The sequence below is a fragment of the Halalkalibacter sp. AB-rgal2 genome, assembly GCF_041821005.1.
Taxonomy (GTDB): Bacteria; Bacillota; Bacilli; order Bacillales; family Bacillaceae_D; genus Halalkalibacter.
On record NZ_JBGUAV010000005.1, the window covers coordinates 81,168 to 106,238 of the forward strand.

Below are 25,071 nucleotides of genomic sequence, written 5' to 3' on the forward strand. Positions count from 1 at the left end.
CACTGGAACGAAAGAGACTTAAAAGCTTGATTGTCGTTGAATTCAGGTACATTTTGAAAGGGGTTACATGATTAGTGAAGAAGCTATTATTTGTCTATGTTGCACTTATCGGGGTTTTTATGATTTATGTTTATCATTTTCACTTTAAAGAAGCCACGCCTAATCCATGGGATACTCAAGGATTACAAGGGGATATTAATGAAACCTATATTATGGTTACGTTTCAGTCAGGGATGGATTACTGGAAGAGTAGCTTAAAAGGGTTTGAAGATGCGGCTCAAGCGTTAAATGTATCAGTTGAGTATCGAGGTGCTGCGCAATATGACATTCAAGAGCAAATTACTGTATTAGAACAAGCCATCGCTAAAAATCCAGCAGGTATAGCCATCTCGGCAATTGATCCTTTTGATTTAACTGAAACGATTGATAAGGCCGTTGATGCAGGTATACCGGTAGTCCTATTTGACTCGGGTGCTGCAGAAAGTAAGGCGGACTCTTTTTTGGGCACGAATAATTATAATGCAGGTGTAACGGCTGCGCATGAGATGTCTAAGTTATTAAATGAAAAGGGAGAGGTAGCTGTCATTACTCTCCCTAATCAACTCAATCATCAAGAACGAACGAAAGGGTTTCAAGATACATTAGAGAAAGAATATCCAAATATGAAAGTTATTTCGATTGAGGATGGACAAGGCGACAGTCTCTTTTCGCGAAATGTTACACATGAATTAATGGAAGAGTACCCAAATATCTCAGGGATTTTTGCAACGGAGGCGAATGGTGGGGTCGGGGTAGGAGATGCTATTCGTTTAGAGAAGAGGGTTGATGATGTACAAATTATTAGCTTTGATACAGATAAGGGCACGTTGGATTTAGTAGATGAAGGAATTATTTCAGCAACGCTGGCACAAGGAACATGGAATATGGGTTACTGGTCGCTAGTGTACTTGTTTCATCTGCAACATGACCTGACAGAGCCACAAATTTTGCAAACGAGAGATACCGCTCCATTACCACTCTATGTCGATACAGGGATCACAATTGTAACAGATGAAAATGTTGACTACTACTACGCAGATTAGGTGAAAATCATGTTGCAAAAACTGTCTGAAATGAATAATTTACCGATCCGATATAAGCTCGTTATTCACTTTTTACTTATTAGTATTTTGCCGTCATTGTTGTTAGGAGCTTTAATAAGTTGGGCGGTTGATCGAATTATCGATCAACAGGTTAATGATAATACGTTACAACTCATTGATAAAGTGAATAGTACGGTTGAATCACATATTGAAAATGTTCAAAACATGACCTATTTTATTTCCTTTGATCCGAACATCCAATCATTTCTTGATGGAGAATTGAACCAAAAGGAAATGACACCTGATGAGGAATATGAAATATCTAAATTTTTGCAGAATTTTACGACGTTGCATCCAGAAATAGCAGGGATATTAGTCGTAAATAGCGAAGGCGATTATTTAAGCAATGAGCTCTATACAAGATCTGCCTTTCAATTAACTCATGAAAGCTGGTATCGCCAAGCAGTTGAGAATAATGGAATTGCGAAAACAATTGGTAAACCAGAAGGGAGAAGAATTACTTCGCATGTTAATTATCGAGAAGATGAAATCGTTACAGTCGTTCGCGCTATCATGGATGCGGAAACGAACAGGGAGAAAGGAGTTATTTTGATTGACCTTAAGCTTCGTGTGATTGAGGAAGCGGTTCGTGATGTTCGTTTAGGGAAGTCTGGTTATTTAATGGTGATTGACCAAGAAGGAGAGACGGTCTATTCACCAACACAGTCCAACTTAGACAATTTAGATATCTCGACAACATTCAGTCAAAATTACGGAATTTCCTTAGGAAATCTTAACGGTGAAGAATATCAGTTTATTTATCAAAAATCGACTTTTACTGATTGGAACACAGTCGGTGTATTTTCAAGCGATCAATCTGTTGCTGAAGTACAGCAAATTCTTTTTTATGTCATTACATTTGTATTCTTTGTATGCTTTGTCGGGATTACGGCATCCTATTTTCTTTCTCATACGATTTCACGCCCCATTAATCAATTAATGCGTGCGATGCAAAAAGCTGAATCAGGAGATTTAACGAGCCGTTATAAGGCGGGGGGGATGGATGAAGTTGGGCGTCTAGGGAGAAGCTTTAATACGATGATCGAACAGATTCATAAATTAATATCCTTAACAGAGCGTCAAGAAAGAAAGAAGCGAGAAGCAGAGCTTCATAGCTTGCAAGCGAATATCAAGCCACACTTTCTCTATAATACACTAGATACAATTCAATGGATGGCGCGTAAGAAAGATGCACCAGATGTGGCTGATTTAGTGGGATCACTTTCGAAGCTTTTTCGCATTGGGTTGAGCAAGGGAGGGACGATTATACGATTGGAGGATGAAATGGAACATATTAAAAACTATCTCCAAATCCAATCGGTTCGGTATAAAAATAAACTAAATTATTCATTAACAGTCTCACCGGATTTAAAGCATCTATCGATATTGAAAATCGTTTTGCAGCCGATCGTTGAAAATGCAATCTATCATGGGATTAAAGAAAGGCGAGGGCCAGGGCTGATAACAATTGAAGCAAAGGTCGAACATGAAATGCTCATTATTCAAATTGGTGATAATGGGAAGGGGATGACAGAGGAAACATTGCTACAGCTAAGAGAGAGTCTTAATTCCTTTTTAGGAAGTACTGAGGATGAAATGGAAAGTCGTTTAACAACAGGGTATGGTGTCGTCAATGTTCATGCACGGTTACGTTTAACGTTTGGTGATCAGTACGGGGTTAAGATTGAGAGTGAATTGGATAAAGGGACGATTGTGACGATCTATCATCCAGTTCTAGAAAATCACCAAGCGCTACAATCGGCAATGAAGGGGGAGAAATAATGAAGCGTTGGAAGGTTTTAATAGCCGATGATGAAATGATTATTCGTGAAGGCATTCGAGAGTCTGTTGATTGGGATCAATTAAATTTAGACGTTGTAGCGGAGGCAGAAGATGGAGAGGAAGCATTTGAATTTGCTGTTGAACATCAGGTTGACATTTTGTTAGCAGATTTGAATATGCCCATCATGAATGGTTTGACACTGATTAAGCATTTGAGTGAGGAGCTTCCGAATTGTAAAGTCATTATTATTACGGGTCACGATGAATTTTCTTATGCGCAAGAGGCTCTTCGATTAAGTGTAGTTGATTATATTATTAAGCCGGTGGATACAAAGGAGCTATATCGCGTTTTGGACGAGATTTGTCTAAAACTACGTCATTTTGAGGATCGAGAACAAGAAATAGAGCAGCATTCCAAACAACTCGAACGCAATGTCCCACTACTACGAGAAAGATTTTGTCTACAGTGGATAAGGGGTGAATTATTAGATCATGACATAAGGGAGCAGCTTCAATTTTTGCAGCTGCCTCAGTCAGCGCCTAAATGGGGAGGAGTCTTCCGTTGGCCAGAGATGGAAGTCAATCAAGCTCTACTAACTGAGCAAGAAAAACAATCGATCTTATTTGCACTTGAAGAACAAGTGAAGGATGGAGTATCTAATGAAGAGGCCATTGTTGTTCGTGAGTCGATTACAGGCTGTATTTATGTATGTATATGGAATGATTTAGATGAAGAAAGGTTTGTTACGATTGAACAGCAGGTGGAGGAGAAACTAAAAATTCGCATTGTTCATAGGTTGGAGCCGTTTCACGGTGATGTAGGTGATCTTCCATCTTTTATTAAGCGTTGTAAAGAAGCACTATATGATCAAAATGAAGTCTCACAGATTGTTAGAGGCGCCGAGCGGTATATGAGTACCCACTTTCATGAGTCTAGATTAACACTTGAGACTGTAGCTCGCGAGCTACATGTGTCATCTGCTTATTTAAGTCGGTTATTTAAACAGCAAGTCGGAGTTTCGTTTGTGCATGCATTAACGAAATTAAGAATGAAAAAAGCGATGCAGCTTCTACATTCAACAGACTTAACGATTAACGAAATTTCTCAGCAGGTCGGCTATGAAACGCAGCATTATTTTAGTACGGCCTTTAAAAAGGTAGTTGGTGTTACACCAAATGGCTATCGAAAGGGAAAAGTTGCGTCATCAAACAAATCTTAACTTTTGGGTTAGACCATAAAACTCTGCTAAGTGTATTCGTTACTTCTTCTGAGAGAAAGCGAAAAAACGATACTTGAACCTTACGTAGGGTTATGTTTTATAGTGTACTTAACAAAGAATAAGTGAAAGGAAAAATAAATGGAAAATACAATTGTTAAGACACTAATTTATGACAATCAAGTTCGTTTGTTTTTTGTTGATAATACAAAATTATTGAATGAAATTCTTAGCCTTAACAAAGAAACAAACAAAATTCATAAACTTACATTAGGAAAAACCATTTCAGTAGTGAGCATAATGACAGGATCTTTAAAAGGGGATCAAAGAATAAGTCTCCAAATGACAATGAGTGACCCAAAATTTAAAGTTTTTGCTGATGCAGATGCAGAAGGAAATGTCCGTGGATATCTCAATGGTGAATTTCTGAAAGCCCCTGCTGATTATATTAATCAAATATCTCTTGATCGCCTTATTGGTCATAAAGGAACTATTCGTGTGATCAAAGGATCGGCTATGAATCAATTTACTGGCATAACCGATATGCCATACCGAAATATTGCTGATGATATTTCACATTATTTTAATCAGAGTGAGCAAATTCAAACATATATAGAAGCCAATATTATATTTGGAAATGACAATTTTTTTCAATTCAGTAGTGCTATATTTGCTCAATTGCTTCCTGGTGCTATGCCTGATCTTATTGATAAAGTAGAACATACGGTTAATACAAATCGAGAATTTTTTACTAGTTTGAATAAATATAGTAAGAATCAGATTGAAGAAAAGCTAAGTGAGCTATTTAAGGATGTAAATGTGATTGGATATAGTCCTATCCAATTTTTCTGTGGATGCTCCAAAGAAATGTTCCACGGGATGCTTTATTCTTTAAGTGAGAGTGAATTAAAACAAGCCATTAATAATCAAGAGTCTATTGATACAGTTTGTAAAATTTGTGGAAGGACATATCGATTCAATGATAATGAAATACAAGGACTCTTGAAGTAGATGTTCAGACATTTTATAGAGGTGCATTTTGTATGAAAGAATTTTGGAAAGTAGGAGAGATCGCATCATTAACAGGCTTAACGATAAGAACTTTAAGATATTATGATCAGATTGATTTGTTTACTCCTTCTCGATATACAGATTCAGGGCATCGGCTTTACACAAAATCGGATTTGTCCAAGCTACATCAGATTTTAGCTTTAAAACAAATTGGGCTATCCTTAGATGATATTAAGTCTGTCATTACGAACAAGGAAAGAGGTTTTGCTACAAACATTATTGAGACCCAAATAACACGTATAAAAAAAGATATACAAGTGCAACAAAATCTATTATGTGAATTAGAAAGTGCTTTAAAAACAATTCATAGTAAAAAAATAATGTCCGTAGAGGAATTAACAAAGCTATTAGGGGCAATGAAAATGCATCAAGAAAAATACTTTACAAAAGAGCAATTAGACAGGATGAAAAATTATTATGATCAATCTGATGAAGAAACTTTAAAAGAAGCAGAACTAGAATTTAGAATGGTTTTAGAAAAAATACATTTACAAAAAGAAAATGGAACTCCACCTAATAGTAGTAAAGTACAAGCATTGGCAAAAAAGTGGTCTGACATTGTTTACTCATTTACAGAGTATGACCAAAATTTAGAAAAACAAACGGAAAAATTCCATGCAGAAAACCCTAATAATGGTTTGCAGTTTGGGATGGATGCTGAATTATATCAGTATATACAGGAAGCATTAGAATGAGTTATTACATTCGTCATTTATCATCGAATTAATGAATAAACGATAAATATTAGTACTATGCTTAACATTTAGAAATTAAATATTGTAGATATGAGAGTGTGGATTGCTAGTTGAGACTATTTATTCTGTTAATTCTCATGCGTGACCGAACTGTAAAACCTCTTTTCTACATGCCTTTCAAATGGTCAAAACTATATGTAAAGGACAAATTTAAATAAGCATTCATCTGAAAAAGTTCATGATGGATGCTTATTTGAGTTTTACGAAGTGAAGTAGGAGTCAATCACATCTTGATAAAAATGAATTTCAAGCGGACGAGATGGCCGATTCCAGCAGGAGGATAGGGCAAGCTGAAATCCACTGGCATAGCCAGTTAGTTCAACGCCCGCCTGCAGGAGCGTGCCCCCATTCCGGTAGCGGTCGGCTTTCCTCTATCTTTTGGAAAAAATGTAGTTTAATTGACCTTAATCTCAAAAGTTGAGTGTAATAATAAATTGTTTCGAACATGTATAAGGTTAAAAATTTATAAAAATTTAAAAGATATTGCAAAGAAAGTTGAAGCGCTTTCATTTAGAATGACGTTATAAGCAAGACAAAACAACATCATTTTAAGGGGGAAATAGAAATGAAAAAATGGTTAGTTGTCTTTATTCTTTCGATTGGTATGATAGCGCTTGCAGCTTGTGGTGGAGATGAAGCTAGCGGAGATGGAACTGGTACAGTTGGAATTTCGATGCCTACACAATCATCTGAGAGATGGATTGCTGATGGTAATAATATGGTTGAGCAATTTGAGGAGCTAGGTTATGACACAAACTTGCAATATGCAGAAGACGTCATTGAAAATCAAATAGACCAAATTGAGAATATGATTACACGTGGAGTAGATGCGTTAGTGATTGCCTCGATTGATGGTGAATCACTAACAGAAGTACTAGATTTAGCTGCGGATATGGATATACCCGTTATCGCGTATGATCGATTAATTCGTAATTCTGAGCATGTTAGTTACTATGCAACTTTTGATAACTTCCAGGTCGGTGTATTAAAAGGTAGATACATTGAAGAATATTTAGGACTTGATGAAGGGGAAGGTCCATTCAATATTGAATTGTTTGCGGGATCTCCTGATGATAATAACGCGTATTTCTTCTTTGATGGTGCATTATCTGTTTTACAGCATTATATTGATAATGGCCAATTAGTTGTTCAAAGTGATCAAACAGACTTCCAGCAAGTTGCAACATTAAGATGGGATGGATCACTAGCACAAGAGCGTATGGATAATCTATTAAGTGGTTTTTATACAGACGAAACATTAGATGCTGTTCTCTCACCATATGATGGGATTAGTATTGGAATTATTTCTTCATTAAAAGGTGTAGGCTACGGTTCAGCAGATTTACCGATGCCTGTCGTAACTGGGCAAGATGCAGAGCGTCCATCGATCGAATCGATCATTGCTGGAGAGCAAACACAAACGATTTTCAAAGATACTCGTGAGTTAGCTGGGAAGGCAGTTGAAATGGTTAATGCTGTTCTTCAAGATGGAGAGGCAGAAGTGAACGATACTGAAACGTATGATAATGGTGTTCAAGTCGTTCCTTCGTATTTATTAGAGCCTGTTTCTGTTGACATTGATAACTATAGAGAAGTGTTAGTTGGAAGTGGATACTATGATGAGAGTGACTTTGAAGAAGAATAAAATCATCATCATATAATCTTTGAAAAGGTTTTGTAAGCGATTTAGTGATAGTGATGATAGCTATCACTAAATCGTTATTTACATCTAAGGAAGAAGGTGATCGAACATGGCTAATACCATTTTAGAAATGAAAAATATAACGAAAACCTTTCCAGGTGTCAAGGCGCTAGATCATGTCAATTTCAAAGTTGAAACAGGAGAAATACATGCTCTAGTAGGTGAGAATGGTGCAGGGAAGTCGACTTTGATGAAAGTATTAAGTGGCGTCTATCCACATGGGACATACGATGGTGATATTTTATTTGAAGGAAAAGTATGTCAATTTAAAGATATAAAAGAAAGTGAAGAACTAGGGATCGTGATTATTCATCAGGAATTAGCACTCATTCCAGAGCTGTCGATTGCTGAAAATATTTTCTTAGGAAATGAGCAAGCGAATAAAGGGGTCATTAATTGGAATCAAACTATTAATGAAGCAGCTAAACTATTGGCGAAGGTTGGTTTAACAGATGAACCACGAAAGCTTGCAATGGACATTGGAGTTGGGAAGCAGCAGCTAGTGGAGATCGCAAAGGCGCTATCTAAGAAGGTAAAGCTTCTTATATTGGATGAGCCTACAGCTGCATTAAATGAAGAAGATAGTGAGAATTTATTAAATTTATTATTAGAGTTTAAAAAGCAAGGGATGACATCGATTATTATTTCACATAAATTAAATGAAATCTCGTATGTTGCTGACAACTTGACTGTGTTAAGAGATGGTCAATCGATTGAAACGTTGTCTTTAACGAGTGGAGAGGTAACGGAGGATCGAATTATTAAAGGAATGGTTGGACGTGACCTTGAAAATCGCTTTCCTCCGAGAGAGCCTATCATTGGTGAAACGATCTTTGAAGTGAAGAATTGGAATGTCGATGACCCTCTACATGCAGGTCGAAAGCTCATTAAAAATGCGAACTTGCATCTGAAACGAGGAGAAATTGTTGGTATTGCCGGGCTGATGGGGGCAGGAAGAACAGAATTAGCTATGAGTATTTTCGGTAAATCCTATGGAAAGAACATTACAGGGCAATTAATAAAAGAAGGAAAAGAAATTTCCGTACAGTCGATTAAAGATGCCATTGACCAAGGATTAGCTTATGTTACAGAAGATCGAAAGACGTATGGGTTAATTTTAATTGATGATATTAAACATAACATTTCATTAACGAGTCTTGAAAAGCTATCAAAGCATCAAATCGTAGATAAAAATCAAGAAATACGTGAAGCTGAAGGATTTAGAAAGAAGATGAATATTCGTACCCCTAGTATCGATCAAAAGACAGGGAATTTAAGTGGCGGAAATCAACAAAAGGTCGTTTTAAGCAAATGGATTTTGTCTCAGCCTGATATTTTAATATTAGATGAGCCAACCCGTGGTATTGATGTCGGAGCTAAATATGAGATTTATAGTGTTATTAATGAACTAGCGGCACAAGGGAAAGCCGTTTTGGTGATCTCCTCTGAGCTTCCTGAGCTACTCGGGTTAAGTGATCGCATTTATGCGTTAAGTGAAGGGTATATTACGGGAGAAGTACCTAGAGAAGAAGCAAACCAAGAGACATTAATGAAATATATGACGAGAACAGGGGGCGATGGACATGAAGTTGGGTGATATCCTGAAAAGTAATATGCGATCATATGGCATGATCGTGGCGCTCATGTTTATTATTCTATTATTTAGTATTTTATCAGATGGGATTTTGTTACGGCCACTTAATGTGACAAACCTTATTTTACAAAATAGTTATATTCTTGTGCTAGCTATTGGGATGGTTATGGTTATTATAGCGGGTCATATTGACTTATCAGTTGGTTCAGTTTGTGCCTTTGTAGGAGCAATAGCTGCAATTTTTATGATTGAAATGCAAATGCCAACAGTTGTTGCAATCTTCCTATGTTTACTATTAGGTGCGCTCATTGGTGCTTGGCATGGTTTCTTTATCGCTTATTTAAAGATGCCTTCTTTTATCGTAACATTAGCTGGTATGCTTTTGTTCAGAGGGTTAACAATGGTCGTATTAGGGGGGCAATCACTCTCCCCTTATCCAGCAGAGTTCCGTTTAATTAGTTCAGGCTTTATTCCGGATATCCCATTTCTCGGTTTATCCTCCTATCATGTTTTGACGATTATAGTTGGTGCTTTGCTCTCACTGCTTGTTATTTTCAGTGAGTTAAAAGAACGTCGTGTTCAACTGAAAAACAAATTCTCGGTATTACCAACAGGCTTCTTCATTGCCAAGCTTGTTGCAATGGTAGCGGTTATTAATGTTTTCACATTTGTCTTAGCATCTTATCGAGGAATTCCAAATATTCTAGTAATCTTGTTTGTGTTAATTGTAGTATTCTCATTTATTATGAATAAAACGGTCATGGGACGGCACATTTATGCAACAGGTGGTAACCAAAAAGCTGCCGAATTATCAGGGGTTAAAACAAAACGAGTGACGTTCTGGGTATTCGTCAATATGGGCTTCTTATCTGCAATCGCTGGTTTAATTTATGCGGCTCGATTGAATGCAGCAACTCCAAGAGCTGGTACGATGTTTGAGCTAGATGCGATTGCCGCAGCATTCATTGGTGGTGCTTCAATGGCTGGTGGTGTCGGTACCATTGTCGGTGCTGTCGTCGGGGGTCTCGTCATGGGTGTTATGAACAACGGAATGTCTTTAATCGGTATTACGATTGATTGGCAACAAGCAATTAAAGGTTTAGTATTACTTGCAGCAGTTGGATTTGATATTTATAATCGAAATAAGTCAAAATAAAGTAGTAAATACTCTTATTACGATGTGTGATCATTGTAATAAGAGTATTTTTGTTATGGCTATAACAAAGCCAATAATGAGGTGAACGTCTATGAAATTTGGAATGAGAAAGCCTAGCTTGAAGAAGAGAATTCGTGCTAGGACAAGTATAAAAAGGCAAGTCGTTCATCGTGCTGGTATGAAAATGCCACGTGGATATAGCTGGATTCGGAGCCCGAAGAAACATGCATATAATAAAGTATATAGGCGTACTACATTTGATCTATTTAAGCTATTGAAGAAGCTTTTTAAATGAAAAAATAGAGGGCGTAAATCCTCCACAAGTACCTTTGAATACAAGAAACCCATTCATATCAAGCTTTTCAAAATTGGAAACGGTTACGTACATTGCTGAAAGGGCACCGAAAAAGTTGAACAAAACTTTTTCGGTGCCCTTATTAAGTAGTTGTATGAATCTTTTTATTCTTTTACTAACTTCTCAACTCTGCTACTCGTCTCCTCAATGATTGTTTGGAGCTCTTCATTTCGTAAAGATTGATTTTCGACTGTTGCCGATATTTCTTCAATTGATGCCGTTGTTTGTTCTAAAACAGAAGCAAATTCATTGACGGCTTTTTCGATTTCTTCAGAATCGCCTCCGACTTGTGTAGCAGTAGCCGAAAGTGCTTGAAACTGATCGAGTAAAGAGTTGATCGCTTTATCAATATGATGAAAGGATTCTTTCGTCTCATTAGTTGTTAGAATATTAGTTTGCATTTCACTTGAGATTGCAGTCATTTGAGACTGTGTTTGTTCATTCGTTGTATCAATTTGATTTAAGTTAATAGAAATATCTTTGGCTGCTCGTTCAGTCGTTTCAGCTAGCTTACGAATTTCTTCTGCTACAACAGAAAAACCTTTTCCGCTTTCGCCAGCTCTTGCTGCTTCAATAGAGGCATTAAGTGCTAGTAAGTTTGTCTGAGCTGTTATTTCTTGAATTGATTCAATCGATTGAACAGAATGGCTAATAATTTGACTGAGATTACTCATATCAAGAGACATTTGTTCAACTAATTTCTGAAATTGTTCCATTTGTTCAGCTAGAAGCGTAACTTGTTTTGTACCATCAACAGAATGATTTCCTGCCTTTTCAGATTCGGCTCTTAGCTCGACTACGAATTTAAGCATATTTCTCATCGCTTCATTCGTACGTTCTACAGATGAGGAAATGTTGGCAGCTGATTCAGTTTGTACTTGTGTTCCAGTCGCCACCTCTTGAACAGCGGTATTTGTTTCTTGAAATGATTTCACATTGGTAGATGCTTGTTCTTGAATAACACCCATCTGTTTGGCAATGGATATACTTTCTGTTTCAAGACGTTTTTTGTCTTCATTTATTTGATCCAACGAAGCATTAACTTGCTCTTGCATCAATTCAGCTGTTTTGCTTGTATTCTCAGCTATGATAATAATCAACAATAACGTAATAAAAATAATAAAATAAATGATTAAAAAGCCTACTAACTCATCGATGGGAAATTGTCTATTTATGTAGTTGTATATAAAAAAGCAAATGGTTACGACTGTAGAGTTTGCAAGATAAAATGCTTTACTTAAATAAAAGCCTGATAAAACGATAAGAAAGAAATAAAAATCTGATAAATCACCAGGTGTGATTAAAGTAATGAGAAATAATAGACTAGTTAATGACATAAAGATGAGATAGGGTAATAACTTTGGAACCTTGTTTTTAAAATGTAGGATACTAAGTATACTAGCAAAGAAAATACCTAATAAATTGTCAATGAACCGACCGTCAAATAAAAAGGTTAAAATAATGCCAATTGCAACAACTAAATATAACACATAAAGCATAAATTGGTTCTTTTTCCTAATTGTTTGTGTTAAAAAGTCTGTTTGCATATGAAACCTCCTAGTGTGTAATTAGGACTAAGTATATAGTAATAATCTAAGTGAAACAATATACTTTTTATACATAGAAGGTTGTAAAATATTACATTTGCTTAATAATGAAACATATGAAGACTCACTATGTTATCTCATTGACAAACCTCTTCGTAATTTCTAGTGGCCTCGTAATAGCCGATCCGACAACGGCTGAATATGCACCTACTTTGAATAATTGTTTTAATTGTTTGGGTGTTTGAATTCCTCCCTCTGCAATGATAGGAATGGAAAGCTTATAAGCTAAGTCCTTTACAAGTGAGATATCTGGTAATATTCGTCCTTTTGTAGCATTTGTATAGCCACTTAACGTTGTGGAAATGCAATCAAATCCGATTTCGCTTGCAAATAGGCCTTCTTCAAATGTAGAACAATCAGCCATGAATAATTGATTTGGATAACGTCTACGAATAGAAGGGAAGAATTCGTTAATTGTCTGTCCGTTAGGCCTCATTCGGTTTGTCGCATCTAAGGCAATCATATCAACACCTTCCTCATGTAGAAGGTCAATTTCTTTTTCTGTAGGTGTGATAAAGACATCTGATGTTGGATAGTTAGCTTTTATAATTCCAATGACGGGTAGCTCGACTGATTTTTTTATTTCACGAATATCGACAATACTGTTCGCTCTGATCGCCTTTGCACCACCGAGCATAGCAGCATAAGCCATACGTCCCATTATTCTTGATCCGTACATTGGTTCATCAGGTAGAGCTTGGCAAGAAACGATTAGCTGTCCTTTAATGGTATTTAACATAGTATCTCTCCTGTTCAAGTAAGAAAAGCGACTGCGCGGTTTTTCTTACAGTATCAAATGAAAAAATCTTTAGAGGTTTAATCAAGGAGGGGATAGGCGAACTCGCGGGTGACGTCGACTCCGTACGTTACACATATTTTTGAAAGAACCCCACTTTCAAAAGTACTCAAGTCATAATAACGACTACGTACGACGTAATGCAGAAAAAACGCATAGCGTTTTTTCTTATCCAATAATAACGGTGACATTTGGGTGGTTATGGAGAATAGATGCTGGGAAGTCCTCACATATTTCTCCTTCAAGCAATCTTTTAATGGCAGGCCGTTTCTTTTCACCTGATGCAAGCAGCAAAATTTCTTTGCTTTCCATAATCGTTTGAATCCCCATTGTTATGGCTTGATGTGGAACGTCATCTTCACGTTCAAAGAAGCGTGCGTTCGCCTTGCGTGTAGAAGGCTTTAAATCAACGATATGAGTTTGAGTGGAGAAAGGTGTTCCTGGTTCATTAAAGCCGATGTGGCCATTCAATCCAAGACCTAGCAATTGTACATCAATACCGCCATTTTCTTTTATAAGTTGTTCATACCGTATACATTCTTGTTCAGCATTGTCTGTGCCTCCGTCTGGAATGTGAATATGACTTTCTCGTATGTTAATATGCCTAAAAAGATGCTCATCCATATAATAATGATAGCTGTTTCGATCTGTTGGCTTGAGTCCGATGTATTCATCTAAGTTAAACGTTGTGACATTCGAAAAGGAGAGCTGTTCTTGAGTGTAGCCTTTTATAAGTAGCTCATATAACCTTTCTGGAGTTGAGCCTGTTGCAAGTCCAAGTACTGGCTCGTTGACATGCAACAACTTTGCTTTTATGATTTCGTATGCATACGTACTCATTTCTTCATAGTTGTGCAAATGTACGGTTTTCATGTTAGTACTCCTCTCGTTTGTAGGCAATTGATCCACGGCAAATGGTATATATAAGATTAAAATGTTCGTCAACTAATAGGAAGTCAGCATCCTTTCCTTCTGATATACTCCCTTTATGATCAAAAAGACCTAGCTGTTTGGCAGGGTTTATTGCAGCCATCTTCGCCACGTCATCGATCGTTGCAGTTGTCATTTGTTGCATGTTTTTCGCAGCATCAATCATTTTTAAAACACTTCCAGCTAATGTTCCATTTGATAATAACGCTTTTTCTCCGTCTGTGGTCACGATTTGTCCTCCTAGTGAGTAGGTCCCGGGAGGCATTCCTTTAGCTTCAACCGAGTCGGTTATGAGGATGAGCCGATCTGGACCGACCTGTTGATAAATGAGATTAACCATATCTGGCGAAACATGTAGACCGTCGACAATCAATTCACACACTAACTCTTCTAATAATAATCCAGCACCAACGGCCCCGACATCACGGTGATGTATAGCAGTCATGGCATTACAAAGGTGAGTAAGTTGACTTACGCCTTTTTTGACACTATGTTTTATTTCTGCCATTGAAGCATTCGTATGTCCGGCAGAAACAATTACTCCAGACTTTACTAAAAAAGAAATGAAATCCTCCTGTTTATCCATTTCTGGAGCTAGGGTAATGACTCTAATTCGTCCATTGGATACGTTTTGCCAATGTTTAAATTGTTCAATTGAAGGAGGAATGACATACTCGGACGGTTGTGCTCCAGCCTTTTCGATGTTAATGAAGGGACCTTCTAAATGAATACCTAATAGCTCTGCTCCCTGATTCTTGATAGGATAGTTGGCGACCGTATTCAACGCTTGGTCAATAGCTTCTTTAGATTGTGTGATAGTGGTTGCTAAAAAGCTGGTCGTTCCTTCTGCTGGTAAGCTCTCAGCTATCGTTCGTAAAGCAGCCTCTTCGCCATCCATCACATCAGCTCCCGCAGCACCGTGAATATGAGTATCAATAAATCCAGGAATGATATGGTGCCCATTGCCATCTATCGCATATTCACCCTCTCCTAAATGAGGATCACCTTGTCCTATTTCCATTATGGTCTTATTGTTTGTACGAATATATCCGTTAATGACCTCTGTTTCACAATGAATGTTTACATTGTAGAAAACAATGCCGTTTGTCTGTTTCATCCTATCACCTCTTTTATCATGAAACTAAGTATCCTAATAAAGCTTCTTTGCTGTGTTTTCTGAAATTTGATGCTTCATCGCTACTGATTGCTCATAATTTTCTAAAGTGACTCCTGTACAAATAAGGTCAATAAGATATAATTGCGCAACTTTTGTAATAAGGGAACCACTATCTAATGGACTTTCTTTTGCTGATGTAAGTAAGACTTGATTGGCAAGCTTTGTTAATGGTGACTTTAAATAGTTCGTGATGGCAATGATCGTTGCACCTTGTGCTTTGGCAATTTGTATTGTATCAACGATATCCTTCGTACTACCCGTTACACTAATGGCGATCACAACCGTTTCTTTTGTCATACTTGATGCTCTCATGACTTGAGTGTGAGGATCGGTAACGGCCTGAATATGTTTTCCAATTCGAAGTAAACGGTTTTCCATGTCATTAGCTGCAATACCAGAGGAACCAATTCCAAAAATAACGACATCGTGAGCTTGTGCGATTGTTTTTACAGCAGCTTCTAGTGCTAGAGTGTCTATGAGGTCATAGGAATTATGAATGGCTTGAACCATATAGTTGCGAATTTTCTCTATATACGTGCTATTTTCTTCATTCGGAGTTCTTTTTGATGAAACCTCTTGAGCAAGAGCAAATTTGAAATCTTGAAATCCTTTGAAGTGAAGTTTTCTAAAAAAGCGTAATAACGTTGCTTCAGCTACATCGCATGCTTCAGAAAGCTCAGTTAAGGAATAGTATAGGACTTGATCAATGTGAGAAGTGATATAGTCATATATTTTCGTTTCAGATTTTGTAAGGCTGTGCTTATGCTGTTCCATCATAATAGAAGGCTTATATCGATTTGATTTGCTATCCAACTGAAATCCTCCCTTTGATTAAATGTGCATATGTTAACTGTATCAATTTGATTGTAAATTGTCAATTTAAAATTAATTATTGAAAGTTAATTGTCAAAATAGGTGGAAATGTCTTTAACAAGTTGGTAGAGTGCAATATTTGGAGTGTGAGCTAAGAGATATGAATGTTTCTTGTTGACATGAAACGCGTTCCATACGATACAATATGAAGGGATAAGAAGAATAGAAAAGGAAAAAGGCGTTATAATAGAAATAGACTATATAGAGAAAGTTGGTTTGGAAATGGGAGAGAAGAGCGTTATTTTTTTTGATATTGATGGTACATTATTAAGAGAGGATAAGACATTACCACCTTCTACTAAAAAAGCAATATTTGCATTGAAGGAGGAAGGGCATGAAGTGGCTATTGCAACAGGGAGAGCACCTTTTATGTTTGAGGATATTCGTAAGGAACTCGATATTCAAACATATGTGAGCTATAACGGACAGTATGTCGTCCTAAATGGAGACGTCCTTTACACGAATCCACTTCATACGGAAGCGTTGGTCCGTCTGACGGAGGAAGCAGTTAGTCAAGAACACCCGGTTGTGTTTATGGATCATGAGGATATGAAAGCGAATGTCCCACCAGAGCATTCATTTATTACTGAAAGTATTGATTCATTAAAAATAGCTCATTTTCCAGCACATGACCCTCATTATTATAAAGATCGTAACCTATATCAATCTCTTCTGTTCTGTCCAGAAGGCTCAGAGGAGCGATATGAGCGTAATTATCCAGAGTTTGATTTTATTCGTTGGCATCCTCTTTCGGTCGATATTTTGCCTAAAGGTGGATCAAAAGCAATTGGAATTGAGAAGATTGTTGAAAAACTAGGCTACTCAAAGGAAAGGCAATACGCTTTCGGAGATGGGTTAAATGATATCGAGATGCTTTCAGAGGTTTACAATAGTGTGGCGATGGGTAATGCCGTAGATAAAGTTCAATCAGCTGCGAAGTATGTAACGAAATCAGTTGAAGAAGATGGCATTTATCACGGCTTGAAGCTAGTTGGGTTATTAAAATAAATATTGAAATATCTCATTCACCTAAAGGGTAGTAAAGCTCTTTAGGTGTTTTTATTGAGTGCTCGATAGTATAACAAGGAAGGCGTGCGTGTAAGAAAGCTACACTCAAACGATTTGAATTTGTTACAGGAGAAAGAGGATTTCTGTAGAATGGTTCTATACAAGGGAGTGGGAGTATGAACGTATCTTTTATTGGTTTAGGGATTATGGGATTACCGATGGCAAAGCATTTATATAGAGCTGGTTGTTTGTATAAAGTATATAATCGCACGAAAGCAAAGGCGGACTATTTCCTTGAAAGAGGGCTGGAGGTAAGTCATACACCGAAGGAAGCCGCTGTAGGAGCCAATTATATCATTACGATTGTCTCTAATTCGAGTGATGTCGAAGAGGTCATCCTTGGAGAAAATGGTGTCATTCATTCTGCCAGCAGTGGTTCAACTATCATTGATATGTCATCAATCAATCCTGAGGTTTCAAAACAAATTAGTTTAAGGTTGAGTGAAAAGGGAATCCATTTCATAGATGCACCAGTAAGCGGAGGCGAGCAAGGAGCGATAGCTGGAAAATTGGCGATAATGGTTGGTGGAAGGAAAGAGGTTGTTAAGGATGCTGAGAAGGTTCTGAAAGTAATGGGTTCTCCTGTTCATGTCGGATCGGTTGGCTCTGGTGGCTATGCAAAGCTAGCTAATCAAATTATGGTAGCGCTACACCTTCAAGCGATGTCTGAAGCTTTTACACTCGCAAAAAAAGCCAATCTTGATGCCGAGCAGCTGTATCATGCAGTAAGGAATGGGTTGGCAGGTAGTCACGTCCTCGATCAAAAGATAAGCAATGTTGTAGAAGGAGAATATGACCCAGGATTTAAAGTGGCCCTTCATCTAAAAGATTTAAACAATGTTTTGGATGCTGCTAATGAGTTAGATGTTCATTTACCTATTACAAATGAAATTCAGCGCTTTATGAATGAAATGAATAGGGAAGGCATGGGTGAGCTTGACCATTCAAGCTTGTACACCTATTTACAAAAGAATCAGTAGCAATATGAAGGAGCTGTTGTCATACTCACGTATGTCAATATAAATTAAATGGAAATGAAGGAGGAATTTATTCATATGGCTTTCACACTAGAAATTGGTCAAAAAGCACCGGAATTTTCACTACCTGCAACAGATGGGAAGACGTACTCACTTAATGATTTTAATGATGCAAAGGTTCTAGTAATTTTCTTTACGGCTAACCATTGTCCGTTTGTTACTGGCTCTGATGAAGTGACACGAAAGACGGTTCAACGGTTTGAGGATCAAGGGGTTAAATTTGTAGGAATTAATTCAAATAGCCCTAACACGTATGCAGAAGATTCATGGGATGGAATGGTTAAAAGAATGGAAGAGCAGCAATTTCCATGGACGTATTGCCATGATGAATCACAGGATGTCGCAAGAGCTTATGGGGCTTTGCGAACACCTCACTTTTTCGTGTTTGACCAAAATCGTGAGCTTATTTACACAGGAAGAGCCATTGATAACCCACGTGAGTCGGAGAAGATGAAGGTGAATGATCTTGACCGTGCTTTAGAGGAGCATTTAACAGGGAAGGAAATTAGTATACCTTTAACGAATCCAATTGGTTGTAATGTAAAATGGGATGGAAAAGATGAGCATTGGATGCCAGCTGATGCTTGTGATTTAGTGCAATCATAATATGGATCATTCATATGCTTGAAAAGGGAGTGCCCCTTTTCAAGCATTTTTTTTTGAGAAATTCTTCGGACGTTCTCTTTTCAGCAAAGAGCATGGTACATATATGGAAAGCCAGTTATACATCTTGTGAAGAAAAAAGATTTCTTTGTTACCTTTTTCACATGTTATAATTCAAGTTATGCAAATAGTTTTATAGAAATATAAAGGAGTGGATAGATTTGATGAAGAAGGGGCTAATGGCTTTTGCTTTGACGCTGTTTGTTGTTGGTTGTGCTCCAAATAGTGCTGAACAAATTCAAGAAGGTACGGTTGAAGAAGTAAAGAATGAATTAGTATTGGCGCTAGGTTCGGAGCCAGATACGGGCTTTGATCCAACAACTGGCTGGGGACGTTACGGTTCACCCTTGTTTCAAAGTACATTATTTAAAAGGGATAATAACTTAGAAGTTGATTATGATTTGGCTACTGACTATGAATTGAGTTCGGATGGTCTTGTTTGGACAGTGGTAATTCGTGATGACGCAGTCTTTTCTGATGGCGAACCTTTAACAGCATCAGATGTTAAATTTACTTATGAAACAGCTAAAGAAAGTGGTTCTATATTAGACTTAACGATGATCGATGAAATACGTGTTGAAGATGATTTGACCATTCAGTTTCATTTAGTTGAGCCTCAATCAACCTTTATCCATACATTAATTTCGATTGGAATTGTACCTGAGCACGCATATGACGATGATTATGCTCAATCACCGATTGGATCGGGGCCGTTTGTTTTTAAGCAATGGGATCAAGGACAGCAATTAATAGTGGAAGCTAACCCTTATTATTATGGTCCGAGTTCTGAAATCGAACAGATTACGTTTGTCTTTTTAAGTGAAGATTCTGCATTTGCTGCTGTACAAGCTGGAGAGGTTGATGTTGCTAGTGTTCCGGCTGTATTTGGTTTACAAGAAGTAGCTGGAATGAGAGTTGAATCGATGCAAAGTGTTGATAATCGTGGGATCATGTTTCCTTTCGTTGCTAGAGGAGAAACAACGGAAGATGGTTATCCGATCGGAAATGACGTAACGAGCGACCTTGCTATTCGTCAAGCCATCAATATGGCAGTAGATCGTCAAGCACTAGTTGACGGAGTATTGGAGGGCTTTGGTACACCTGGTTATTCGGTAGTTGATGGTCTCCCTTGGTGGAATCCAGATACTATGATCGAGGATGGTGATTTAGAAGGAGCTATTCAATTACTTGAGGAGAATGACTGGTTTGATGAAAATGAAGATGGAGTACGTGAAAAGGAAGGATTACGCGCTGAATTTCGTCTGCTTTATCCATCTAATGATGTAACGAGACAATCGTTAGCGTTAGCGGTAGCTGACATGTTGAAGCCAATTGGTATTCAAATCGACGTAGAAGGAAAGAGTTGGGATGAAATCATTCAATTGATGCATTCTGAGGCAGTTATGTTCGGCTGGGGAAGCCATGATCCGCTTGAAATGGTTCATGTTTATAGTGTGCAATATGCGGGAGTTGACTGGTTTAATCCTGGTTATTATGCGAATGAGACGGTTGAACATTATTTTAATCAAGCTTTAACGGCTCTAACTGAAGAGGAAGCCATTGATTACTGGCAGCAAGCGCAATGGGATGGTAAAACGGGTTTTAGTACATTGGGGGATGCACCTTGGGCGTGGCTTGTTAATTTGGAGCATGTTTATTTTGTTCATGAGCGTTTGGATATCGGAGAACAGCCGATTCAACCACATGGTCATGGTTGGCCGATTACGAATAATATTGCTGAATGGACTTGGAATGAGTAAAAGATGAATGTAAAAGTTGATTCATTAATACGTTTTATTACAAAAAAGGTCGTTAGATTCTGTACGTTATTAATAGCCTTGTGTGTCATTACTTTTCTATTAATGACATACTCACCGATTGATCCGATTCAGGCATATATTGGGGCAGATATGATGAGAGTAGGACCAGAGCAACGTGAACAAATTGCCGCGTATTGGGGGTTGAACGAACCGCCAATACAGCAATTTCTTCATTGGGGCTCTGCTGTGATCCAAGGTGATCTTGGTACATCAATGATTTATCGGAAGCCTGTGACGGAGGTTATTGCCGAGAAGTTTCTTTATTCGGTTGTTTTAATGTTTATTGCTTGGGTTTTATCTGGAGTCATTGGATTTGTTATAGGAATTGTTGCAGCAATGAAGAAGGATACATGGGTGGATTGTGCCATTAAATGGTATTGCTATACGCTTGCCTCGACACCAACCTTTTGGATGGGCTTGTTGCTATTAATGGTTTTTGCTGTTTGGTTAAGTTGGTTTCCGGTAGGATTAGGAGTACCGGCAGGGAGATTAGCAGAAGATATTACATTATTAGATAAAGTGAAGCACCTTATGCTACCAGCAATAACATTAAGTATTATTGGTGTAGCCAATATTGCCTTGCATACTAGAGAAAAATTAATTGATGTCTTATCGAGTGATTATGTCTTATTTGCACGTGCTCAAGGAGAAAGTGGCTGGAGGCTTCTTCGGCGTCATGGCTTAAAAAATATTGCACTACCAGCCATTTCGTTACAATTTGCCGCTTTTGGTGAGTTATTTGGTGGGGCTGTATTAGCGGAACAGGTATTTTCGTATCCTGGATTAGGACAGGCTACAGTGGAAGCTGGGTTGCGAGGAGATGTACCGTTATTATTAGGTATCGTACTTTTTAGTGCAACTTTTGTGTTCCTCGGAAATCTAATTGCAGATTTCATTTATCGGATGATTGATCCGAAAGTGAAGGAGGAGCGTTTATGAATAAGGTGCTTAATTTCAATCGCCGTAAAAAAATGCTCATTTCAATCATGGTTTCGAGCTTCCTGTTGCTGGTGATCTTAATAGGTAGTGTAGCGTTAAGTGATGAGCGTATTGTTACGCAACTAGAGGTGCGTAACCTTGCACCATCTTGGAGTCACCCATTTGGGACAGATTGGTTAGGAAGGGACATGTTTACCCGTACGATAAAGGGTCTAGCTCTAAGTATGGGAGTAGGAGTCATCGCTTCCGGTATTAGTGTCATTATTGCAGTTATCCTCGGCTTAATGGCGGCAACTTTAGGTAAAATGGTTGATAGTTTTATTTCGTGGTTAATTGATTTATTTTTAAGTGTTCCCCATTTAATATTTCTAATCTTAATTGCCTTTATTTTTGGTGGAGGAATACAAGGCGTTATTATTGGAATTGCACTAACACATTGGGCTGCTTTGGCAAGAGTCATTCGAGCAGAAGTGATGCAATTAAGGTCGGCTGATTATATACAGATTTCTTATAAACTAGGAAAATCAACGTATTATATAGCGTGGAAGCACCTTTTGCCACATTTGCTACCACAAATGCTCATCGGGTTCTTTCTTTGTTTCCCTCATGCGATTTTACATGAGGCAGCGATTACCTTTTTAGGTTTAGGGTTATCACCTCATCAGCCTGCTATTGGAATTATTTTGTCTGAATCGATGCGATACTTATCAACGGGGATGTGGTGGTTAGCCTTTTTTCCAGGATTATGCTTACTTCTTTTAGTAAGGCTGTTTGACATAATCGGTGGTCATTTGCGAACATTGCTAAATCCATATCACACGCATGAATGAGGGAGGGGAATTTAGTTGACGCTGCTTGAAATTGAAGATTTATCTATATCATTTAAACAATATACTTCGCGTTTCAAACAAGACGAGCTTGAGGTTATTCATCAGTTACATGTCATGGTCGAAGAGGGGGAAATCGTCGCCATTGTCGGCTCCAGTGGATCTGGTAAAAGTCTTTTAGCGCACGCTTTGTTAGGGATCTTACCTAATCATGCAACGGTAAAAGGACGGATGTATTATAATGGGCATAATTTAACGAAACAGAGGATTGAAAGATTACGAGGGTGTGAAATTGCTTTTGTCCCACAATCTGTAACGTATTTAGATCCCACGATGAAAGTTGGCAAGCAAGTACGCAATGCTGTGAGAAACGGAAATAAAAATAAGGCTCAGGAAAAAGTGTTTCATGACTTTCAATTGGATAAACATGTTGCTGACATGTACCCGTATGAGCTTTCAGGTGGAATGGCACGACGGATTTTGCTAGCGATTGCAAAGGTTAGTGGAGCAAAGCTTTTCGTTGCTGATGAACCGACTCCTGGCCTTGATGCTGAGGTGATGAAAGACACATTGGCTTCTTTTCGAAAATTAGCTGATGATGGTGCTGCTGTTATGATGATTACTCACGATATCGAAATGGCAACTCGTATTGCGAATAAGGTTGCTGTGTTTTATGCTGGTACGACTGTTGAAATCGCTCCTATCGAAGCATTTAAAGGAAACGGAGAGCAATTAAAGCATCCTTATTCACAAGCATTGTGGAAGGCATTACCTCAAAATCAATTCCAAACGATTGATGGACATCAGCCGTTATTAAGTGAGTCTATAAAGGGCTGTGCGTTTTCGCCTCGCTGTAATTGGGCCACTCATATTTGTCATAAAAAGAAACCGGAAGTACGATACGTTGAAAACGGAATGGTAAGGTGTCATCATGCAACTTAAAGCAGAACAACTCGGCTTTTATTATAAAAAAAATAAGTGGATTTTCCGACAGTTAACATTCTCCTTAAATCATGGGGAGGTTGTTGGGGTAACAGCTCCTAGTGGCACAGGGAAAACGACTTTTGCTCGTATTTTAGCTGGTTATGAATATGCCAAGGAAGGAAAAGTGTTGCTAGATGGCAAAGCTATTCAAACCAACTCCTATTATCCGGTGCAACTCATTCATCAACACCCTGAACGTTCTGTCAATCCGAAGTGGAAGATGGAGCAAATTTTAAAAGAAGGTTGGGACCCTAGTGAAGAATGGTTTGATCTAATGGGGATTCAACACAAGTGGCTTAAGAGATATCCGAATGAGTTATCAGGGGGAGAACTACAACGCTTTTGTGTATTAAGAGCACTCGGTCCACAAACACAATTTTTAATTGCTGACGAAATGACAGCTATGCTTGATACGGTGACACAGGTGCAAATTTGGGATGCTTTGTTACGTATAGCAAAAGAAAGAGGAATTGGCTTACTGGTCATTAGTCATGAAATAGCTTTAATGAAACGGGTTTGTGATCGAATGGAGCAACTACAAATGTAATGAGAATGGCATTGAAAAAGTTTGGTTTTTCCCTTTTTGATGTAATCGTAAAGAAATTATATTTGTTTAACGGTGTATTAAAAAGAAGGTCTCCGACTGTAATGAGACCTTCTTAGCTATTAGTTCAATTCAATTATTGATTGTTCAAGAAAGTCGATAATATTCGTTATGTTTTCACTATCAAAGCGAATTGTTACGATCTTTTCTTGAGCAATGATATCAACAGAGTCGAAAATAGAACTTCCTGATATATCAACACCATATAAACGTTCCTCTCGTTCGTTTTCACCTTGGTAATAATGGAGACGGCTATCGTCAATACTCTCTAGTAATTCCTCTGATAATCCTTCAATTGGTTGAAATGACTCCATATCCTTCATCAAATCAAAGTGGTGTAAATCAATTATATAAATATCTGGTTCTTCTGTGGCAAATACAATTTGTCTTCTTTGCAAAGCAGCCATGTCTAGCTCATTTCGAGTTTCAGAGGGTGCATATTCAAATTTAACGACAGTTCTTTCCCATTCAGGAAAATGTTCTAGTAGTGAGTCTTCTAATGGGGAAACATCTTCTGTATGGTATTCACCTATTAATAGTACCTCTAGGTCAGGTGCTGGGAGATTAGCTAATCTAGCTTCTTCAATACGATAGTCGATAATGCTGTACAAAATAGATCCGATGATTAAGGCGAGAACGATGCCAAAAAAGGTTTGGAACTTATAATGATATAAAAAATGATCAAGCTTTTCTCGAAAGCCAGTAGGTTGGTTCGTCGCATCTGGATCAATCCCGTTTAAATCGTTCTTAATCGTAGTATAAGCAAGGGTGATTTGATCCATATTAACTAACTTTTCTTCTGATTTGGAGTCTTGAAGCTGCTCCTGTGACTTTGAAATACGGATCCAAATCATGTATTTATCTTCTAGTTCATCTATTGAAACGTTTTCAGGAACTTCCATGATTTTATAAGCTTGTTCGAGTTTCATTCGTTTATTCGCATCCTTTTAATAAAAGTATAATTTGATTTAA

At 37.8% G+C, this 25,071-nt stretch carries 23 protein-coding genes; 17 read left to right on the forward strand and 6 right to left on the reverse strand.

Annotated features, from left to right (window positions below; all coding sequences use genetic code 11):
* The first annotated feature begins 74 nt into the window (after window positions 1-74).
* The 9 genes from ACERJO_RS06080 to ACERJO_RS06120 all read left to right on the forward strand — a co-directional run bounded on the left by ACERJO_RS06080 (window position 75) and on the right by ACERJO_RS06120 (window position 10,714).
* Window positions 75-1,082: a substrate-binding domain-containing protein gene (locus tag ACERJO_RS06080; protein WP_247105870.1), complete on the forward strand. Its 1,008-nt coding sequence runs from the start codon at window positions 75-77 to the stop codon at window positions 1,080-1,082.
* A 9-nt stretch (window positions 1,083-1,091) separates the two neighbouring features.
* Window positions 1,092-2,924 carry a cache domain-containing sensor histidine kinase gene (locus ACERJO_RS06085; protein WP_247105871.1) on the forward strand — a complete coding sequence of 611 codons (1,833 nt, stop codon included), beginning with the start codon at window positions 1,092-1,094 and terminating at the stop codon, window positions 2,922-2,924.
* Window positions 2,924-4,144 (forward strand): response regulator transcription factor, encoded by a 1,221-nt coding sequence (locus tag ACERJO_RS06090; protein WP_373646908.1) that lies wholly within the window; start codon window positions 2,924-2,926, stop codon window positions 4,142-4,144. Before ACERJO_RS06085 ends, ACERJO_RS06090 begins: the two co-directional genes overlap by 1 nt.
* A gap of 138 nt (window positions 4,145-4,282) precedes the next feature.
* On the forward strand, window positions 4,283-5,152 hold the full coding sequence (locus ACERJO_RS06095) for an Hsp33 family molecular chaperone HslO (RefSeq protein WP_373646909.1): 870 nt from the start codon (window positions 4,283-4,285) through the stop codon (window positions 5,150-5,152).
* A gap of 32 nt (window positions 5,153-5,184) precedes the next feature.
* Window positions 5,185-5,907 carry a MerR family transcriptional regulator gene (locus ACERJO_RS06100; RefSeq protein ID WP_373646911.1) on the forward strand — a complete coding sequence of 241 codons (723 nt, stop codon included), beginning with the start codon at window positions 5,185-5,187 and terminating at the stop codon, window positions 5,905-5,907.
* Between the two features lie 625 nt (window positions 5,908-6,532).
* Window positions 6,533-7,612, forward strand: coding sequence for a multiple monosaccharide ABC transporter substrate-binding protein (gene chvE / locus ACERJO_RS06105; RefSeq protein WP_247105874.1), 1,080 nt, complete (start codon window positions 6,533-6,535; stop codon window positions 7,610-7,612).
* 106 nt (window positions 7,613-7,718) lie between these two features.
* Entirely contained in the window at window positions 7,719-9,266 is a 1,548-nt protein-coding gene (gene mmsA, locus ACERJO_RS06110; protein ID WP_373646913.1) for a multiple monosaccharide ABC transporter ATP-binding protein, read from the forward strand.
* A complete protein-coding gene (mmsB, locus tag ACERJO_RS06115) occupies window positions 9,253-10,419 on the forward strand; it encodes a multiple monosaccharide ABC transporter permease (protein WP_247105876.1) in 1,167 nt (388 codons plus the stop codon). The genes mmsA and mmsB overlap by 14 nt, the downstream gene beginning before the upstream one ends.
* 91 nt (window positions 10,420-10,510) lie before the next feature.
* Window positions 10,511-10,714, forward strand: coding sequence for a hypothetical protein (locus ACERJO_RS06120; protein ID WP_373646915.1), 204 nt, complete (start codon window positions 10,511-10,513; stop codon window positions 10,712-10,714).
* 164 nt (window positions 10,715-10,878) lie between these two features.
* Here the strand turns inward: ACERJO_RS06120 and ACERJO_RS06125 are convergent, their stop codons facing one another.
* From ACERJO_RS06125 to ACERJO_RS06145, 5 genes are all read right to left on the reverse strand, one after another.
* Window positions 10,879-12,321, reverse strand: coding sequence for a methyl-accepting chemotaxis protein (locus ACERJO_RS06125; RefSeq protein WP_247105878.1), 1,443 nt, complete (start codon window positions 12,319-12,321; stop codon window positions 10,879-10,881).
* A 127-nt stretch (window positions 12,322-12,448) separates the two neighbouring features.
* Window positions 12,449-13,120, reverse strand: a complete 672-nt coding sequence (locus ACERJO_RS06130; protein WP_373646917.1) for an N-acetylmannosamine-6-phosphate 2-epimerase — start codon at window positions 13,118-13,120, stop codon at window positions 12,449-12,451.
* 225 nt (window positions 13,121-13,345) lie between these two features.
* A complete protein-coding gene (gene nagB / locus ACERJO_RS06135) occupies window positions 13,346-14,050 on the reverse strand; it encodes a glucosamine-6-phosphate deaminase (RefSeq protein WP_247105880.1) in 705 nt (234 codons plus the stop codon).
* A 1-nt stretch (window position 14,051) separates the two neighbouring features.
* Window positions 14,052-15,224: an N-acetylglucosamine-6-phosphate deacetylase gene (nagA, locus tag ACERJO_RS06140; protein WP_373646919.1), complete on the reverse strand. Its 1,173-nt coding sequence runs from the start codon at window positions 15,222-15,224 to the stop codon at window positions 14,052-14,054.
* A 33-nt stretch (window positions 15,225-15,257) separates the two neighbouring features.
* Window positions 15,258-16,097 (reverse strand): MurR/RpiR family transcriptional regulator, encoded by an 840-nt coding sequence (locus tag ACERJO_RS06145; protein ID WP_373646921.1) that lies wholly within the window; start codon window positions 16,095-16,097, stop codon window positions 15,258-15,260.
* Between the two features lie 282 nt (window positions 16,098-16,379).
* Here ACERJO_RS06145 and ACERJO_RS06150 point away from each other — a divergent pair, with 282 nt between their 5' ends.
* The 8 genes from ACERJO_RS06150 to ACERJO_RS06185 all read left to right on the forward strand — a co-directional run bounded on the left by ACERJO_RS06150 (window position 16,380) and on the right by ACERJO_RS06185 (window position 24,042).
* Window positions 16,380-17,165, forward strand: coding sequence for a Cof-type HAD-IIB family hydrolase (locus tag ACERJO_RS06150; protein ID WP_247105883.1), 786 nt, complete (start codon window positions 16,380-16,382; stop codon window positions 17,163-17,165).
* A 176-nt stretch (window positions 17,166-17,341) separates the two neighbouring features.
* Window positions 17,342-18,205, forward strand: coding sequence for an NAD(P)-binding domain-containing protein (locus ACERJO_RS06155; protein WP_247105884.1), 864 nt, complete (start codon window positions 17,342-17,344; stop codon window positions 18,203-18,205).
* A gap of 75 nt (window positions 18,206-18,280) precedes the next feature.
* On the forward strand, window positions 18,281-18,868 hold the full coding sequence (locus ACERJO_RS06160; protein ID WP_247106009.1) for a thioredoxin family protein: 588 nt from the start codon (window positions 18,281-18,283) through the stop codon (window positions 18,866-18,868).
* Between the two features lie 221 nt (window positions 18,869-19,089).
* On the forward strand, window positions 19,090-20,685 hold the full coding sequence (locus tag ACERJO_RS06165; RefSeq protein WP_247105885.1) for an ABC transporter substrate-binding protein: 1,596 nt from the start codon (window positions 19,090-19,092) through the stop codon (window positions 20,683-20,685).
* 3 nt (window positions 20,686-20,688) lie between these two features.
* Window positions 20,689-21,684, forward strand: coding sequence for an ABC transporter permease (locus tag ACERJO_RS06170; RefSeq protein ID WP_373646923.1), 996 nt, complete (start codon window positions 20,689-20,691; stop codon window positions 21,682-21,684).
* Window positions 21,681-22,514 carry an ABC transporter permease gene (locus ACERJO_RS06175; protein WP_247105887.1) on the forward strand — a complete coding sequence of 278 codons (834 nt, stop codon included), beginning with the start codon at window positions 21,681-21,683 and terminating at the stop codon, window positions 22,512-22,514. The genes ACERJO_RS06170 and ACERJO_RS06175 overlap by 4 nt, the downstream gene beginning before the upstream one ends.
* A 15-nt stretch (window positions 22,515-22,529) precedes the next feature.
* A complete protein-coding gene (locus ACERJO_RS06180) occupies window positions 22,530-23,453 on the forward strand; it encodes an ABC transporter ATP-binding protein (protein ID WP_247105888.1) in 924 nt (307 codons plus the stop codon).
* On the forward strand, window positions 23,443-24,042 hold the full coding sequence (locus ACERJO_RS06185) for an ABC transporter ATP-binding protein (protein WP_247105889.1): 600 nt from the start codon (window positions 23,443-23,445) through the stop codon (window positions 24,040-24,042). The genes ACERJO_RS06180 and ACERJO_RS06185 overlap by 11 nt, the downstream gene beginning before the upstream one ends.
* Before the next feature lie 119 nt (window positions 24,043-24,161).
* Here ACERJO_RS06185 and ACERJO_RS06190 read toward each other — a convergent pair whose 3' ends face one another.
* Window positions 24,162-25,028, reverse strand: a complete 867-nt coding sequence (locus ACERJO_RS06190) for a hypothetical protein (RefSeq protein ID WP_247105890.1) — start codon at window positions 25,026-25,028, stop codon at window positions 24,162-24,164.
* Window positions 25,029-25,071 lie beyond the last annotated feature (43 nt).